Raw genomic sequence first — 15,656 nt, forward strand, 5'->3', positions numbered from 1 at the left:
AAGTTAACGAAAATTCGTTGACTTTTTTTGTTGTTTTTAGGTATACTAATATAGTTGTTGAAACAGAGCACGACATGGAGGATTAGCTCAGCTGGGAGAGCATCTGCCTTACAAGCAGGAGGTCACAGGTTCGATCCCTGTATCCTCCATTAAGCGCAAGCTTAGTGGTCCCATGTTTTGCGGGTGTGGCGGAATTGGCAGACGCGCTAGATTTAGGTTCTAGTGTCCAGTGGACATGAAGGTTCAAGTCCTTTCACCCGTATTCGATATTTAAAATATTGAAGTCGATTTTAAATGCATCACTTGATGCCGACTTAGCTCAGTTGGCAGAGCATCTGTCTTGTAAACAGGGGGTCGGAGGTTCGAATCCTCTAGTCGGCATTATTATGCGGAAGTAGTTCAGTGGTAGAACATCACCTTGCCATGGTGGGGGTCGCGGGTTCGAATCCCGTCTTCCGCTTCATTGATAACACAGATAAATCGGGAAATAGCTCAGCTTGGTAGAGCGCTACGTTCGGAACGTAGAGGTCGCAAGTTCGAATCTTGTTTTCCCGATTTGATAAAAGAGATCATCACTTCTTATAGAAGTTGATGATCTCTTTTATTTGTGCTGATTATTAATGTGATTCCTAATAAATATGTAATAATAGTAGTTAAGAAATGTAAGCAGACGAAATGCTTAATTACCCTATGAGTTAAATCACTTGCATTTTTACACAACAGAATTATACTTTCTACACCAAGAAATTTATAAGTCGAGGTAGTTAAAATGGACAAAGTATTTACCGAAAGCGCTAAGAACGCACTTGTTTTGGCTCAAGAGCAGGCCAAGACATTTCATCACAATGCTGTTGGAACAGAACATATTCTTCTAGGATTGACTATGGAGAACGATGGTATTGCCGGTATTACTTTGAGAGATCTCGCCGTTAGTGAACGCGATGTTGAAGAAGAAATCGAACATCTAACTGGTTACGGAGATGTCTCATCTAATACCGCCAAGGGTATTTACCTCCCTTATTCTCCTAAGGGACAAAAGATCCTTTCAAATTCACAAGATGTTTCTGATCAATACAACACTAGTCGTATTGGAACAGAGCATATTTTATTGGCCATTTTAGACGATACTGATAATTTAGCAAACCGAATTTTAACTAATTTAGGATTAAGTTTAACTAAGACAAAGAATCTGCTTCTTAACAAGATGGGGATGTCAACTAAGAGTGGTCCTCGTGGTATGGCTGCTAACATAGCTAATGCTAACCGTAAAAAGAAGCAACCAGCAGGAACACCTACACTTGATTCATTAGCACGTGATTTAACTAAGATTGCAGCTGATAATCAAATCGATCCTGTTATTGGCCGTAAAAAAGAAGTCGAGAGAACTATTCAGATCCTTAGCCGTAGAACTAAGAATAATCCAGTATTAGTTGGTGAACCAGGTGTTGGTAAAACAGCTATTGCCGAAGGTCTAGCTAGTTATATTGTTAAAAAAGAAGTTCCACTTGATATGCAGAACAAACGTATCATGATGCTTGATATGGGTTCATTAGTAGCTGGTACTAAGTATCGTGGTGAGTTTGAAGATCGTTTAAAGAAAATCATTGAAGAAATTTATAAAGATAAGCACGTTATTTTATTTATTGATGAATTACATACTTTGATTGGTGCTGGTGGCGCTGAAGGTGCCATTGACGCCTCAAATATCTTGAAACCAGCTTTAGCTCGTGGTGAATTGCAATTGATCGGTGCCACAACTCTAAACGAGTATCAAAAGTACATCGAAAAGGATAGTGCTTTGGAACGTCGTTTCGCTAAGATTGTCGTTGAAGAGCCAACTGAAGATGAATCCGTTGAAATTCTAAAGGGATTACGTCCTAGATATGAACAACATCATGGTTTGATCATTTCAGATGAGGCTATTGAGGCTGCAGTTAAACTTTCAACACGTTATCTAACAAATCGTTTCTTGCCAGATAAGGCCATCGATCTAGTTGATGAAGCTTCTGCTAAGGTAAGGATCCATAATGTTTCTAAGCATAATGATCTGGATGATTTGACTAGCCGTTCAATGAAGTTGATCGATGACAAGAATAATGCCATCTTAGATCAAGATTTTGAAAAAGCTGCTAAGATTCGTGAGAAGGAGCAAGACCTTCAAGAAAAGATTGCTGAACTAAAAGAAGCCAAAGAAACAGGTCATGCTAAACAACCAGTTGTTAAGGTCAGTGATATTGCTGAAATTATTGCTGAATGGACTGGTGTTCCGGTTAAACAGATCACTCGTAAAGAGAGTGAACGTCTATTGAATCTTGAAAAAGAACTTCATAAGCGTGTTATCGGACAAAATGATGCCATCAGTGCTATCTCTCGTGCCATTCGCCGTGCTAGAAGTGGTATGAAAGATCCAGATAGACCAATTGGTTCGTTTATGTTCTTAGGACCTACTGGTGTTGGTAAGACTGAACTTGCTAAGTCAATTGCTGAAGTTATGTTTGGTTCAGAAGATAATTTGATCCGTGTTGATATGTCAGAATACATGGAACAATACAGTACTTCTAAATTGATCGGTTCAGCACCTGGCTATGTTGGTTTTGATGATGGTGGTCAATTGACTGAAAAAGTCAGAAATGAACCTTACTCAGTTATCTTGCTTGATGAGGTTGAAAAAGCTCATCCAGATGTCTTCAATATCTTGTTGCAAGTTCTTGATGATGGTATCTTAACTGATGCTAAGGGACGTAAAGTCGATTTCCGTAATACGATCATTATCATGACTTCTAACTTGGGTGCCCGTGCATTGCAAGAAGACAAGTCTGTCGGATTCGGTGCTAAAGATGTTCAGGATGATTACAAGGAAATGCAAAATCGTATCAATACGGAATTGAAGAAATTCTTTAGACCAGAGTTCTTGAACCGTATTGATGAAACAATCGTCTTCAAGTCCTTAGATCGTGATCAACTTAAAGCTATTGCTAAGATCATGAGTGGTAACTTGAGAAAACGTCTTGAAGATCGTAAAATCGAACTCGTTATCTCACCGGCGGCTTACAGTGATCTGGTTAAAGATGGCTATAATCCCGAGTATGGTGCTCGTCCGATGAGAAGAACTATTCAAAGAGAGATCGAAGACCCAGTCAGTGAGCTCTTGCTTATGAATAAAGTAGGCGAAGGCGACACGATCAAAGTTGGTTCTAAGCAAGGAAAATTGACTGTGACTGTTTCAGAAGAAAAAAAGCAAAAGAATGAAAAATCACTCACACACTAATCTCTATCTATTGACATTATTATTTATAGGTAGTATTATCTTTTGTGAGATTCAAAGTTCAAAACGTAAGTCACGATCTATTGTCCGTGGCTATGCCGTATAGAAAAAGCAAAAGTAGAATTTAAGATTCTATTTTTGGTTTTTTTTTGCCTAAAAACAGGTAATAAAAACGTTTTCTTGCAATTTGTAACGAAAATGTAATATTCGGCCTGCGTTTGAACAAATTATATGTTGAGGTGAAAAATTTGACTTATCATAACGTTAATTATGGTGCACACCGTGTTCGTCGTAGTTATGCAAAGATCAAGGAAGTACTTCCACTGCCAAATTTAATAGACATCCAAACAAATTCTTATAACTGGTTCTTAGATGAAGGACTTAAGGATATGTTTGATGACGTTATGCCTATTGATGATTTCGGTGGAAATCTTTCATTAGAGTACGTTGATTACAAACTATTGGAACCTAAATACACAGTTGAAGAAGCAAGACAACATGATGCTAACTTTTCAGCACCATTGCATGTCACGTTGAAATTAACTAACCATGAAACAGGCGAGATCAAAACTCAAGATGTTTTCTTTGGCGATTTTCCAATCATGACAGAACAAGGTACCTTTATTATTAATGGTGCCGAACGTGTTATTGTTTCTCAATTAGTACGTTCACCTGGTATTTATTACAATTCAGATACTGACAAAAATGGTCGTATCAACTTTGGTACAACAGTTATTCCTAACCGTGGTGCTTGGTTAGAATTTGAAACAGATGCTAAAGGTTTGGGATACGTTAGAATCGACAGAACTAGAAAATTACCTATTTCTGAATTGATCAGATCATTAGGTTTTGGTGCTGATTCTGAAATTCTTGATATCTTTGGTGAGAATGATACTTTGAATTTGACTCTTGAAAAAGATGTTCATAAAGATACAAGTGATTCTCGTGTTGAAGAAGCATTGAAGGATATTTACGAACGACTCCGTCCCGGTGAACCTAAGACGGCTGATTCATCTCGTTCATTGCTCTATGCTAGATTCTTTGACCCACGTAGATATGATATGGCCTCAGTTGGTCGTTACAAGGTCAACAAGAAGCTCAACTTAAAGACAAGACTATTGAACAAGACATTGGCTGAAACACTTGCTGATCCTGATACCGGTGAAGTTATCTTGGCTAAGGATACAGTTCTTGACCGTGAAGCTATGAACAAATTGAGTCCATACCTTAAACGCGAAGATTTCAAGACTGTTACTCTTCAACCATCCGATGAAGGTGTATTGACAGACCCAATCACAGTTCAAATTATTAAAGTTTATTCAGAAGCTGATAACGAAAAAGTTGTTAACATGATCGGTAATGGTCATATTGATGCCAAACTTCGTGTTATTACACCTGCAGATATCTTGGCTGGTATCAACTACTTCTTGAACCTTAAAGAAGGTATTGGTAACACTGATGATATTGATCACTTGGGTAACCGTCGTATTCGTTCAGTCGGTGAATTACTTCAAAACCAATTCCGTATTGGTTTGTCACGTATGGAACGTGTTGTACGTGAAAGAATGTCAATTCAAGACTCAGCAACTGTTACACCACAACAATTGATCAATATTAGACCAGTTGTTGCCTCAATCAAGGAATTCTTCGGTTCATCACAATTGTCACAGTTCATGGATCAGACTAACCCACTTGGAGAACTAGAACACAAGCGTCGTCTATCTGCCCTTGGACCTGGTGGTTTGACTCGTGATCGTGCCGGATATGAAGTTCGTGACGTTCACTATACTCACTATGGCCGTATGTGTCCTATCGAAACTCCTGAAGGACCTAATATCGGACTAATCAATAACTTGGCTAGTTACGCTATTATCAATGAATATGGTTTCATCGAAACACCATATCGTCGTGTTTCATGGGATACACATAAGGTTACAAACAAAATTGATTATTTAACCGCTGACGAAGAAGATAACTATGTTGTTGCTCAGGCTAATACTAAGCTTGAAGAAGATGGTAGTTTCTCTGACAGCACAATTTTAGCTCGTAAAAAAGATGACAATATTGAAACTACACCAGAAAAAGTCGATTACATGGACGTTTCTCCTAAACAAGTAGTTTCTGTTGCTACAGCATGTATTCCTTTCTTGGAAAATGATGACTCAAACCGTGCCTTGATGGGTGCTAACATGCAACGTCAGGCCGTTCCTTTGGTCAATCCACATGCACCACTTGTTGGTACAAGTATGGAATATATTGCTGCCCATGATTCTGGTGCCGCACTTATTGCTAAGAATGATGGTGTTGTTGAATATGTTGATGCTAGAAAGATCACTATTAAACGTAATGATGACAGCACAATTGATGAATATAAAGTAACTAAGTTCCGTCGTTCAAATAATGGTAAGAGTTATAACCAAAGACCTATCGTTAGAAAAGGTGAAGAAGTTAAATCTGGAGATATTATCGCTGATGGACCAGCAATGGAAAATGGTGAATTAGCTCTTGGACAAAACCCATTGATTGCCTTTATGACATGGAATATGTATAACTACGAAGATGCCATTGTTCTTTCAGAAAAATTAGTTCGTGAAGATGCTTATACTTCAATTCATATTGAAGAGTATGAATCAGAAGCACGTGATACAAAACTTGGACCTGAGGAAATCACTCGTGAAATTCCTAATGTCGGTGAAGAATCACTTAAAGATCTTGATGAATTTGGTATTATTCGTATCGGTGCTGAAGTTCGTGACGGTGATATCTTAGTTGGTAAAGTAACTCCTAAGGGTGTTACAGAACTATCAGCTGAAGAGAGATTACTACATGCTATCTTTGGTGAAAAAGCTCGTGAAGTCCGTGATACATCACTTCGTGTACCACATGGTGGTGGCGGAATTATCCAAGACGTTAAAGTCTTCACTCGTGAAGCCGGAGACGAATTGGATCCTGGTGTTAATATGATGGTTCGTGTCTATATCACTCAGAAACGTAAGATCCAAGTTGGTGATAAGATGGCCGGACGTCATGGTAACAAAGGTACTGTTTCAATCGTTGTCCCTCAAGAAGATATGCCTTATATGCCAGACGGTACACCAGTTGATATTCTTTTGAACCCAATGGGTGTTCCATCTCGTATGAATATCGGACAGGTACTTGATCTTCACTTAGGTATGGCTGCTAGAAAACTTGGAATTCACGTTGCAACACCTGTTTTTGATGGTGTTCAAGATGATGAACTTTGGGATATCGTTAAAGAAGCCGATATGGATTCAGATGGTAAGTCAACACTTTATGATGGACGTACTGGTGAACCATTCAAAAACCGTGTAGCCGTTGGTGTTATGTACTATATGAAACTAGCTCACATGGTTGACGATAAGCTTCATGCTCGTTCAATCGGACCTTACTCACTAGTTACTCAACAACCACTTGGTGGTAAAGCACAATTTGGTGGACAGAGATTTGGTGAAATGGAAGTTTGGGCTCTTGAAGCCTATGGTGCCGCTTATACTCTACAAGAAATTTTGACATACAAGTCAGATGATATCGTAGGTCGTGTAAAGACTTATGAAGCTATTGTTAAGGGTGAAAGTATTCCTAAGCCAGGAGTTCCAGAATCATTCCGTGTTCTTGTTAAAGAATTACAAGCCTTAGGTCTTGATATGAAGGTTCTTGACTCTCACAACAAAGAGATCGAACTTAGAGATATGGATGAAGACGATGATACTGTAAGTATTGACGCACTATCTAAACTCGCAAAACAACAAGAAGAAAAACGTGCAGAAGAAGAAGCCAAGAAGTTGGAAGAATCACAAGATACAACTGCTGACTCACGTACAAAATCAGAAAACTAGTCAAAATAATGATTAGGGAGGATACCTTTTGATAGACGTTAATAAATTTGAAAGTATGCAAATAGGTTTAGCATCTCCTGACAAGATTCGTAGCTGGTCTTATGGAGAAGTTAAGAAGCCTGAAACAATCAACTACCGTACTTTGAAACCAGAAAAAGATGGTCTATTCGATGAAAGAATTTTTGGACCAACTAAAGACTGGGAATGTGCCTGTGGTAAATACAAACGTATCCGTTATAAGGGTATTGTTTGTGACCGTTGTGGTGTTGAAGTTACTCGTTCAAAGGTTCGTCGTGAACGTATGGCTCACATCGAATTAGCTGCACCAGTTACACATATCTGGTACTTCAAGGGAATCCCATCACGTATGGGTCTTGTCTTGGACATGAGTCCTAGAAACCTTGAAGAAGTAATTTACTTTGCTTCATACGTAGTTATCGACCCAGGTGATACAGACCTAGAGAAGAGAACACTACTAACAGAATCCGAATATCGTAAGAAACGTGAAGAATTTGGTAACAAGTTTGTTGCTAAGATGGGTGCCGAAGGTATCAGAGATTTACTTAGCCAAGTTGATATGAAGGCGGAGATCAAAGAATTACGTGAAACACTAAAGACTGCTCAAGGTCAAAAGCGTACACGTGCCATTAGACGTTTGGACATTCTTAGTGCTTTTGCTAAGTCTGGTAACAAACCGGAGTGGATGGTAATGGAGGCAATTCCCGTTATCCCACCTGATTTAAGACCAATGGTTCAACTAGAAGGTGGCCGTTTTGCCACATCTGATTTGAACGATTTGTACCGTCGTGTTATCAACCGTAATAATCGTTTGAAGAGATTGTTGGATCTTCATGCTCCAAATATCATTGTTCAAAACGAAAAGAGAATGCTTCAAGAAGCTGTTGATGCCTTGATCGATAATGGTCGTCGTGGTCGTCCTGTTACAGGACCTGGTAACCGTCCATTGAAGTCACTTTCACATATGCTTAAAGGTAAGCAAGGACGTTTCCGTCAAAACTTACTTGGTAAACGTGTTGACTATTCAGGTCGTTCAGTTATCGATGTTGGTCCTACATTGAAGTTCTATCAATGTGGATTACCTCGTGAAATGGCTTTGGAATTGTTCAAACCATTCGTAATGCATGAATTAGTTAAACGTGAGATTGCCTCAAACGTTAAAAATGCTAGAAGAAAGATCGATCGTCAAGATGACGACATCTGGGATGTACTTGAAGATGTAATCAAAGAACGTCCAGTTCTACTTAACCGTGCCCCTACACTTCACAGACTTGGTATTCAAGCCTTTGAACCTGTTTTGGTTGATGGTAAGTCGATCCGTCTTCACCCACTAGCATGTGAAGCTTATAATGCCGATTTTGATGGGGATCAGATGGCTGTCCACGTTCCTCTATCAGATGAAGCCCAAGCTGAAGCACGTATGTTGATGCTTGCTGCCCACCATATTCTTGCTCCTAAAGATGGTAAACCTATCGTTACACCATCACAGGATGTTGTTTTGGGTAACTACTACTTAACAATTGAAACAAGACATATGACTGGTGAAGGTAAGATCTTTACTGATGCTAACGAAGTACAAACTGCACTTCTAAATGGTGACGTACATTACCATACAAGAATTGGTTTAGCTGTTGACTCAATGCCAAACAAACCATTTACTGATGATCAAAGAAGTAAGATCATGGTCACAAGTGTTGGTAAAGTAATCTTTAACGAAATTCTTCCTGAAGATTTCCCATACTTGAATGAACCTACTGATGATAATTTGACAAATGGTGTTCCTGACAAGTACTTCCTAGAGAAGGGTGAGAACATCCAAGAAAAGCTTGATGAAATGGAACTTGTTGATCCATTGAAGAGTGGTTACTTGAGTGATATTATTGCCCAAATCTTTAAGACATACCGTGTTCAAAGAACATCTTCATTGCTTGATGATATGAAGGAATTAGGTTACACAATCTGTACACTTTCTGGTTTAACAGTTGGTGTTACTGATGTTCCTAACTTAACTGAAAAACCTGAGATCATCGAAAAAGCTCATAAACAAGTTTCTTCAATTTCTAAGCAATTCCGTCGTGGACTTATCACTGATGAAGAACGACATGACCGTGTTATCAGTGTTTGGAACGATACTAAGGATGAAATTCAACAATTATTGATCGATTCCTTTGATCCAACAAACCCTATTTCAATGATGTCTGATTCTGGTGCCCGTGGTAATATCTCAAACTTTACACAGCTTGCTGGTATGCGTGGACTTATGGCCGCCCCTAATGGTGGTATGATGGAAATCCCTGTTATTTCAAACTTCCGTGAAGGCCTATCTGTTTTGGAAATGTTCATGTCAACTCACGGTGCCCGTAAAGGTATGACCGATACAGCCTTGAAGACTGCCAACTCAGGTTACTTAACACGTCGTCTTGTTGATGTTGCTCAAGATGTTATCGTACGTGAAGAAGATTGTGGTACTGACCGTGGACTTCTAGTAAGTTCAATCATGGAAGGTACAGATATGATCGAACCATTGTATGACCGTCTAGTTGGACGTTATACACAAAAGACTGTCAAAGATCCTGAAACTGGTGAGGTTCTAGCTGCTCGTGGAGTACTTATGGACGAAAACTTAGCTCAAAAGATCGTTGATGCAGGTGTTAAAGAAGTAACAATTCGTTCAGCATTCACATGTGATACAAAACATGGTGTATGTAAGAAATGTTATGGTAGAAACCTTGCTACTGGTGAAGAAGTTGAAATTGGTGAAGCAGTTGGTACTGTTGCTGCTCAATCAATCGGTGAACCAGGTACACAGCTTACTATGCGTAACTTCCATACCGGTGGTGTTGCTGGTGGCGACGATATTACACAAGGACTTCCTCGTGTTCAAGAAATCGTTGAAGCTAGAAACCCTAAAGGTCTTGCAGTTATTTCTGAAGTTGACGGTACTATTACTGCCATCGATGAAAATCCTGCTGAACGTACTAAAGAGATCACTGTCGAAGGTGCAATTGATACTAGATCTTATAGTGTTCCTTATACATCAAGCGTTGCGGTTGCCGAAGGTGACCATGTTGACCGTGGTGGTAAGTTAACACAAGGTTCAATTGATCCTAAGGAATTGATCAAGGTTACAAATGTTCAAACAACAGAAAATTACTTACTTGCTGAAGTTCAAAAGGTTTACCGTATGCAAGGTGTTGATATTTCTGATAAGCATTTCGAGGTTATGATCAGACAAATGCTACGTAAGATCAGAATTCTTGACCCTGGTGATACAGATGTTCTACCTGGTCAATTAATGGATATTTCCCAATTTACAGATCACAACCGTGAAACATTGTTTAACGGTGGTATTCCTGCAACTGGTCGTCCAGTATTGCTTGGTATTACTAAAGCCTCACTTGAAACAAATAGTTTCTTGTCAGCTGCTTCCTTCCAGGAAACAACGAGAGTTCTTACTGATGCATCTATCAGAGGTAAGAATGATCCACTTCTTGGACTTAAAGAGAATGTTATTATTGGTAAACTTATCCCTGCCGGTACTGGTATGGCTAAGTACAACCACATGGAACCAAAGAAGACTGGTCCTATGGCTGATAACTCAATCAACGGAGCATATACTATTTCTGATATTGAAGCTCAAATGAAAGCCGAAGATGCAACACATCCCGGTAAATAATTATTAAAAAGACAACCATTCGGTTGTCTTTTTTTTATGCTCTAAATGTGCTATTTTTTTAGTGAACAAAAGGAGGAGACATATGACTAAGCAGCAACTTGAATTTAAGAACAATAAATTTGAAATTGATACTTATTGGTTAGATCCGCTAGGGGACTATGAAAATGAGCCAAAAAAACCTTTAGCGATAATCTGTCCGGGTGGAGCATATAAGTTTATCGCTGGACGTGAAGCACAACCGATTGCTTTGAAGTTTGCATCAGAAGGTATACATGCAATTGTTTTTGATTATCCATTGATATCTGATGATCGACCAGTCTATCCGTTAGTATTACAAGAACTTGCTACTTTATTAAACTGGGTCAAAGGTCAAGCTGATACATATAATGTTGATCTTGATAAATTATTGTTGGTTGGCTTCTCCGCTGGGAGTCATATTGTCGCTAACTTTAATACATTGATGACTAATGAAGAAACTCGGTCTAAAATTTTTGATGATGAGATAATGGTTCAACCATCTGCTAATATCATCGGATATCCAGTTATTGATTTGACGTTAGGATGGCCTGAAGAAGATTGGGCTATGAAGATCAGTCCCGATATTTTCTATTGGCAAGCTCAGGAACATTTGACACAGGATTCTAAGCCAACATTTATTTGGCAAACTGTCACAGATCAAACGGTCCCTGTTATGAATTCGTTAGTCTATGCTCAGAAGATGGAGTTCTTGAAGATACCGTATGAATTGCATTTGTTTGCTTCAGGCGGACACGGCTCATCATTAGCAACTTATGTCACTCAAGAGCCAGGTAATGAAGATAATGTTAACTTTGCCAATGCCAAGTGGTGGGAATTATGTATTAACTGGTTGAAGGTTAGAAATATTTTACCTAATAATTAAGACTACGGCTGTAGATATAGTTATGTAGGGTATGAATCGGAACTTATTGTTAGAAGTGAGATAGAAATTGACTAAACACAATAAGCAAGCTAGTAGGATTATTTTTAGAATCGAATCAAGACCAACCAGTATTGCAAGGATAGTTAATATTTCAATATCACCTAGGCCGATACCTTTGTATAAGTAATTAAGTAATATTAGTAGTGTATAAACTATCAAAGCTGGGATAAAATATAAGTGCTGAATGTTGAGAATTATTATGGGAACAAACAGCAGGTAACTGGACAGATAAACGTAACCAAAGAAGTGATCACTAAGTGCCAAAAGGGTAAGGACAGTAAAGAGTGGTATTACGAAAGTGAGATCTTGGTGCGTTAACGATGTTACCAGCAAAAAAAGTCCACCGACTGTTTCAGTTAGTGGATAGAATTTATCAATTGGTTTATTACAATCTTTACAATTACCTTTAGCTATTAGATAACTCCAGATCGGAATTATTTCAAACCAGTGTAAAGTCCTTTGACAACCATCACAACGTGAACGTCTAATTGGGTCAATATGAGGATATTCATGAGCAATTACTGTTAAAAAGGACACCAAACTGGTACCTAACGTAAAAATTAGAAAGTTGAAAATATAATTCATCTTTTATCACCTCAAAAAGAAATTACGTAAATCATCCCCAAGTTGCATTGACATAGTTATTTTTAGATGATATTCTAGTAGACGTGCTTTTATTGGCAGCAAGGTAAATTGTTTATAAATATAAGCTCATAATGTACACCACTAACGTGGTTTATTATTTTTCCAAAATTGTGAACCACCTGGATGTGTGTACTTAAATTTTTAGGAGGAAACTTTTAATGCCTACAATTAATCAATTAGTTCGTAAAGGCCGTAAGTCAGTCAGCTCGAAGTCAAATTCACCTGCCTTAAACTTCGGTTACAACAGTATGAAGAAAGTTGCTACAAAGAACCCAGCTCCACAAAAACGTGGTGTTGCAACTCGTGTCGGAACAATGACACCTAAAAAGCCTAACTCAGCTTTACGTAAGTATGCCCGTGTTAGACTTTCAAACCTTATTGAAGTTACAGCATACATCCCAGGTGTTGGACACAACTTACAAGAGCATAGTGTTGTTCTTGTCCGTGGTGGCCGTGTTAAAGATTTACCTGGTGTTCGTTATCACGTTGTTCGTGGTGCTTTAGATACTGCCGGTGTTGATGGACGTATGCAAAGTCGTTCAAAATATGGTGCAAAGAAGCCCAAGAAATAATAATAATTAAGAAATAATAACGTAATAACGGAGGAATTTAATATGCGTAAAGGTAGAGCTCCAAAACGCGATGTTTTGCCAGATCCAATGTATAACTCAAAATTAGTAACTCGTTTAATTAATCACTTGATGTACGATGGTAAGAGAGGAACTGCTTCATCAATCTTATATCGTTCATTTGATATCATCAAAGACAAGACTGGTAACGAACCATTGGACGTGTTCGAAGAAGCAATGAACAATGTTATGCCAGTTCTTGAAGTTAAGGCCCGCCGTATCGGTGGTTCTAACTACCAAATCCCTATCGAAGTACGTCCAGATCGTCGTACAACACTAGGTCTACGCTGGATTGTTAGCTATGCTCGTTTACGTGGTGAACACACAATGGACGAACGTCTAGCAAACGAAATCATGGATGCAGCTAACAACACAGGTGCAGCTGTTAAGAAACGTGAAGATACACATAAGATGGCCGATGCTAACCGTGCATTCGCTCACTATCGTTGGTAGAATCTAGTATATTTGAAAGGAGAACTAAGTTTTAATGGCTAATAAACGTGAATTCCCATTAGAAGATACCCGTAACATTGGTATCATGGCTCATATTGATGCTGGTAAGACAACTACTACAGAACGTATTTTGTACTATACTGGTAAAATTCATAAAATTGGTGAAACACATGATGGTGCTTCACAAATGGACTGGATGGCTCAAGAACAAGAACGTGGTATTACTATCACATCAGCTGCTACAACTGCTGAATGGAAAGGTAACCGTATCAATATTATTGATACCCCAGGACACGTTGACTTCACAATGGAAGTTGAACGTTCACTACGTGTTCTAGATGGTTCTATTACAGTTCTTGATGCTCAATCAGGTGTTGAACCTCAAACTGAAAATGTTTGGCGTCAAGCTACAAACTACAGTGTTCCACGTATTGTCTTTGTTAACAAGATGGATAAAATCGGTGCTAACTTTGACTACTCAGTACAAACACTTCATGACAGATTAAACGCAAATGCACACGCTGTGCAAATGCCTATTGGTGCTGAAGACAACTTCGAAGGTGTTATCGACTTGATCGAAATGAAAGCCGATTTATATGACGAAGATGAATTAGGTACAAAGTGGGATACAGTTGATGTTCCTGATGAATATCTAGAAAAAGCTAAAGAAAAACGTGCTGAATTAGTTGAATCAGTTGCTGACGTTGATGATGACATCATGGAGAAGTACCTTGATGGCGCTGAAATCAGTAACGATGAACTACGTACAGCAATCAGAAAAGCTACTATTGCTTTGAAATTCTTCCCAGTTCTTGCAGGTTCTGCCTTCAAGAATAAGGGTGTTCAAATGTTAATGGATGCTGTTGTTGATTACTTACCTTCACCACTTGAAGTTCGTCCATACAACGCTACAGATCCTAAGGATGAGAGCGAAGTAGAACTTATGGCTGATGACAACAAACCATTTGCTGGATTAGCATTTAAGATCGCTACTGACCCATTCGTTGGTCGTCTAACATACATCCGTGTATATAGAGGAACATTGGAATCTGGTTCATATGTATTGAACGCTTCTAAAGACAAGCGTGAACGTGTTGGTCGTTTGCTACAAATGCATTCTAACCACCGTAAGGAAATCCCAGAAGTATTCTCAGGTGATATCGCTGCTGTTATCGGATTGAAGAATACTACAACTGGTGATTCTCTAACTGATCCTGATGATCCATTGATTCTTGAATCATTGGATATTCCAGATCCAGTTATCCAAGTTTCTATCGAACCTGATTCAAAGGAAGATAGAGACAAGATGGATATCGCTATCCAAAAACTATCTGAAGAAGATCCTACTTTCCAAGCTGAGACAAATCCTGAGACAGGTGAAACACTTATCTCTGGTATGGGTGAGCTTCACTTGGATATCATGGTTGACCGTATGAAACGTGAGTTCAAGGTTGCATGTAAAGTTGGTGAGCCACAAGTTGCTTACCGTGAAACATTTACACAACAAACTAGTGCTCAAGGTAAATTCGTTCGTCAATCAGGTGGTAAAGGTCAATATGGTGATGTTTGGGTTGAATTTACACCAAACGAAGAAGGAAAAGGTTTCGAGTTCGAAGATGCCATCGTCGGTGGTGTTGTTCCTCGTGAATACATTCCTTCAGTTGAACAAGGTTTGAAGGAATCAATGGAAAATGGTGTTCTTGCCGGATACCCATTGATCGATGTTAAGGCTAAGTTATATGATGGTTCATATCACGAAGTCGATTCATCAGAAGCTGCCTTCAAGATCGCTGCTTCAATCGCTTTACGTAACGCTGCTAAGTCAGCTGGTGCGGTAATTCTTGAACCTATTATGAAGGTTGAAGTTGTTGCTCCAGAAGAATATCTTGGTGATGTTATGGGACAAATTACTGCTCGTCGTGGACGTGTTGAAGGTATGGAAGCACGTGGTAACGCTCAACTCGTTAACTCATTCGTTCCACTTTCAGAAATGTTCGGTTACGCTACAACACTTCGTTCAGCTACACAAGGCCGTGGTACTTTCACAATGGTATTTGACCATTACGAAAAAGTTCCTAAGTCAATTCAAGCTGATATTATCAAGAAGAATGGCGGAAACGCAGAAGAATAGTAACTAAAAAACAACCTGAAA

At 38.9% G+C, this 15,656-nt stretch carries 8 protein-coding genes, 5 tRNA genes and 1 pseudogene; 13 read left to right on the plus strand and 1 reads right to left on the minus strand.

Features of this window, described 5'->3' with window-relative positions:
• Positions 1-76: 76 nt before the first annotated feature.
• The 10 genes from EKM60_RS02390 to EKM60_RS11175 all read left to right on the plus strand — a co-directional run bounded on the left by EKM60_RS02390 (position 77) and on the right by EKM60_RS11175 (position 12,095).
• Positions 77-149 (plus strand) — tRNA-Val (locus tag EKM60_RS02390).
• 30 nt (positions 150-179) lie between these two features.
• Positions 180-262 (plus strand) — tRNA-Leu (locus EKM60_RS02395).
• Between the two features lie 46 nt (positions 263-308).
• A tRNA-Thr gene (locus EKM60_RS02400) sits at positions 309-381 on the plus strand.
• Between the two features lie 7 nt (positions 382-388).
• Positions 389-460, plus strand: a tRNA-Gly gene (locus EKM60_RS02405).
• A 21-nt stretch (positions 461-481) separates the two neighbouring features.
• Positions 482-555: transfer RNA gene (locus tag EKM60_RS02410), tRNA-Pro, on the plus strand.
• A 214-nt stretch (positions 556-769) separates the two neighbouring features.
• Positions 770-3,268, plus strand: a complete 2,499-nt coding sequence (locus tag EKM60_RS02415) for an ATP-dependent Clp protease ATP-binding subunit (protein ID WP_125712096.1) — start codon at positions 770-772, stop codon at positions 3,266-3,268.
• 245 nt (positions 3,269-3,513) lie between these two features.
• A complete protein-coding gene (gene rpoB / locus EKM60_RS02420; protein ID WP_125712190.1) occupies positions 3,514-7,122 on the plus strand; it encodes a DNA-directed RNA polymerase subunit beta in 3,609 nt (1,202 codons plus the stop codon).
• Positions 7,123-7,150: 28 nt separating this feature from the next.
• The gene (gene rpoC / locus EKM60_RS02425) at positions 7,151-10,816 is read left to right on the plus strand and encodes a DNA-directed RNA polymerase subunit beta' (RefSeq protein ID WP_125712098.1); all 3,666 of its coding nucleotides are present in this window, start codon (positions 7,151-7,153) and stop codon (positions 10,814-10,816) included.
• 82 nt (positions 10,817-10,898) lie between these two features.
• Positions 10,899-11,717 carry an alpha/beta hydrolase gene (locus EKM60_RS02430; RefSeq protein WP_125712100.1) on the plus strand — a complete coding sequence of 273 codons (819 nt, stop codon included), beginning with the start codon at positions 10,899-10,901 and terminating at the stop codon, positions 11,715-11,717.
• A 237-nt stretch (positions 11,718-11,954) separates the two neighbouring features.
• Positions 11,955-12,095: a hypothetical protein gene (locus EKM60_RS11175; protein ID WP_225426986.1), complete on the plus strand. Its 141-nt coding sequence runs from the start codon at positions 11,955-11,957 to the stop codon at positions 12,093-12,095.
• Positions 12,096-12,107: 12 nt separating this feature from the next.
• Here EKM60_RS11175 and EKM60_RS11355 read toward each other — a convergent pair.
• Positions 12,108-12,362 (minus strand): annotated as a pseudogene (locus tag EKM60_RS11355) (prepilin peptidase); the annotation flags it as partial.
• 218 nt (positions 12,363-12,580) lie between these two features.
• On the opposite strand from EKM60_RS11355, the gene rpsL reads away from it, so the two are divergent.
• Genes rpsL through fusA form a run of 3 tightly spaced genes read left to right on the plus strand, consistent with a single transcriptional unit; the run spans position 12,581 to position 15,635 of the window.
• Positions 12,581-12,994, plus strand: a complete 414-nt coding sequence (rpsL, locus tag EKM60_RS02440) for a 30S ribosomal protein S12 (RefSeq protein ID WP_125593333.1) — start codon at positions 12,581-12,583, stop codon at positions 12,992-12,994.
• A 42-nt stretch (positions 12,995-13,036) separates the two neighbouring features.
• Positions 13,037-13,504 (plus strand): 30S ribosomal protein S7, encoded by a 468-nt coding sequence (gene rpsG, locus EKM60_RS02445; RefSeq protein ID WP_057766372.1) that lies wholly within the window; start codon positions 13,037-13,039, stop codon positions 13,502-13,504.
• 34 nt (positions 13,505-13,538) lie between these two features.
• Entirely contained in the window at positions 13,539-15,635 is a 2,097-nt protein-coding gene (gene fusA / locus EKM60_RS02450; RefSeq protein WP_125712105.1) for an elongation factor G, read from the plus strand.
• The last annotated feature ends 21 nt before the right edge of the window (positions 15,636-15,656 follow it).

The sequence above is a fragment of the Companilactobacillus kedongensis genome (genome assembly GCF_003946625.1).
GTDB classification, from domain to species: Bacteria; Bacillota; Bacilli; order Lactobacillales; family Lactobacillaceae; genus Companilactobacillus; species Companilactobacillus kedongensis.

What these genes read in the sequence shown, in the direction of transcription:
- EKM60_RS02415 (WP_125712096.1), top strand. Translation starts at nt 770, where the DNA reads ATGGACAAAGTATTTACCGAAAGCGCTAAGAACGCACTTGTTTTGGCT.
- EKM60_RS02430 (WP_125712100.1), top strand. Translation starts at nt 10,899, where the DNA reads ATGACTAAGCAGCAACTTGAATTTAAGAACAATAAATTTGAAATTGAT.
- rpsL (WP_125593333.1), top strand. Translation starts at nt 12,581, where the DNA reads ATGCCTACAATTAATCAATTAGTTCGTAAAGGCCGTAAGTCAGTCAGC.
- rpsG (WP_057766372.1), top strand. Translation starts at nt 13,037, where the DNA reads ATGCGTAAAGGTAGAGCTCCAAAACGCGATGTTTTGCCAGATCCAATG.
- fusA (WP_125712105.1), top strand. Translation starts at nt 13,539, where the DNA reads ATGGCTAATAAACGTGAATTCCCATTAGAAGATACCCGTAACATTGGT.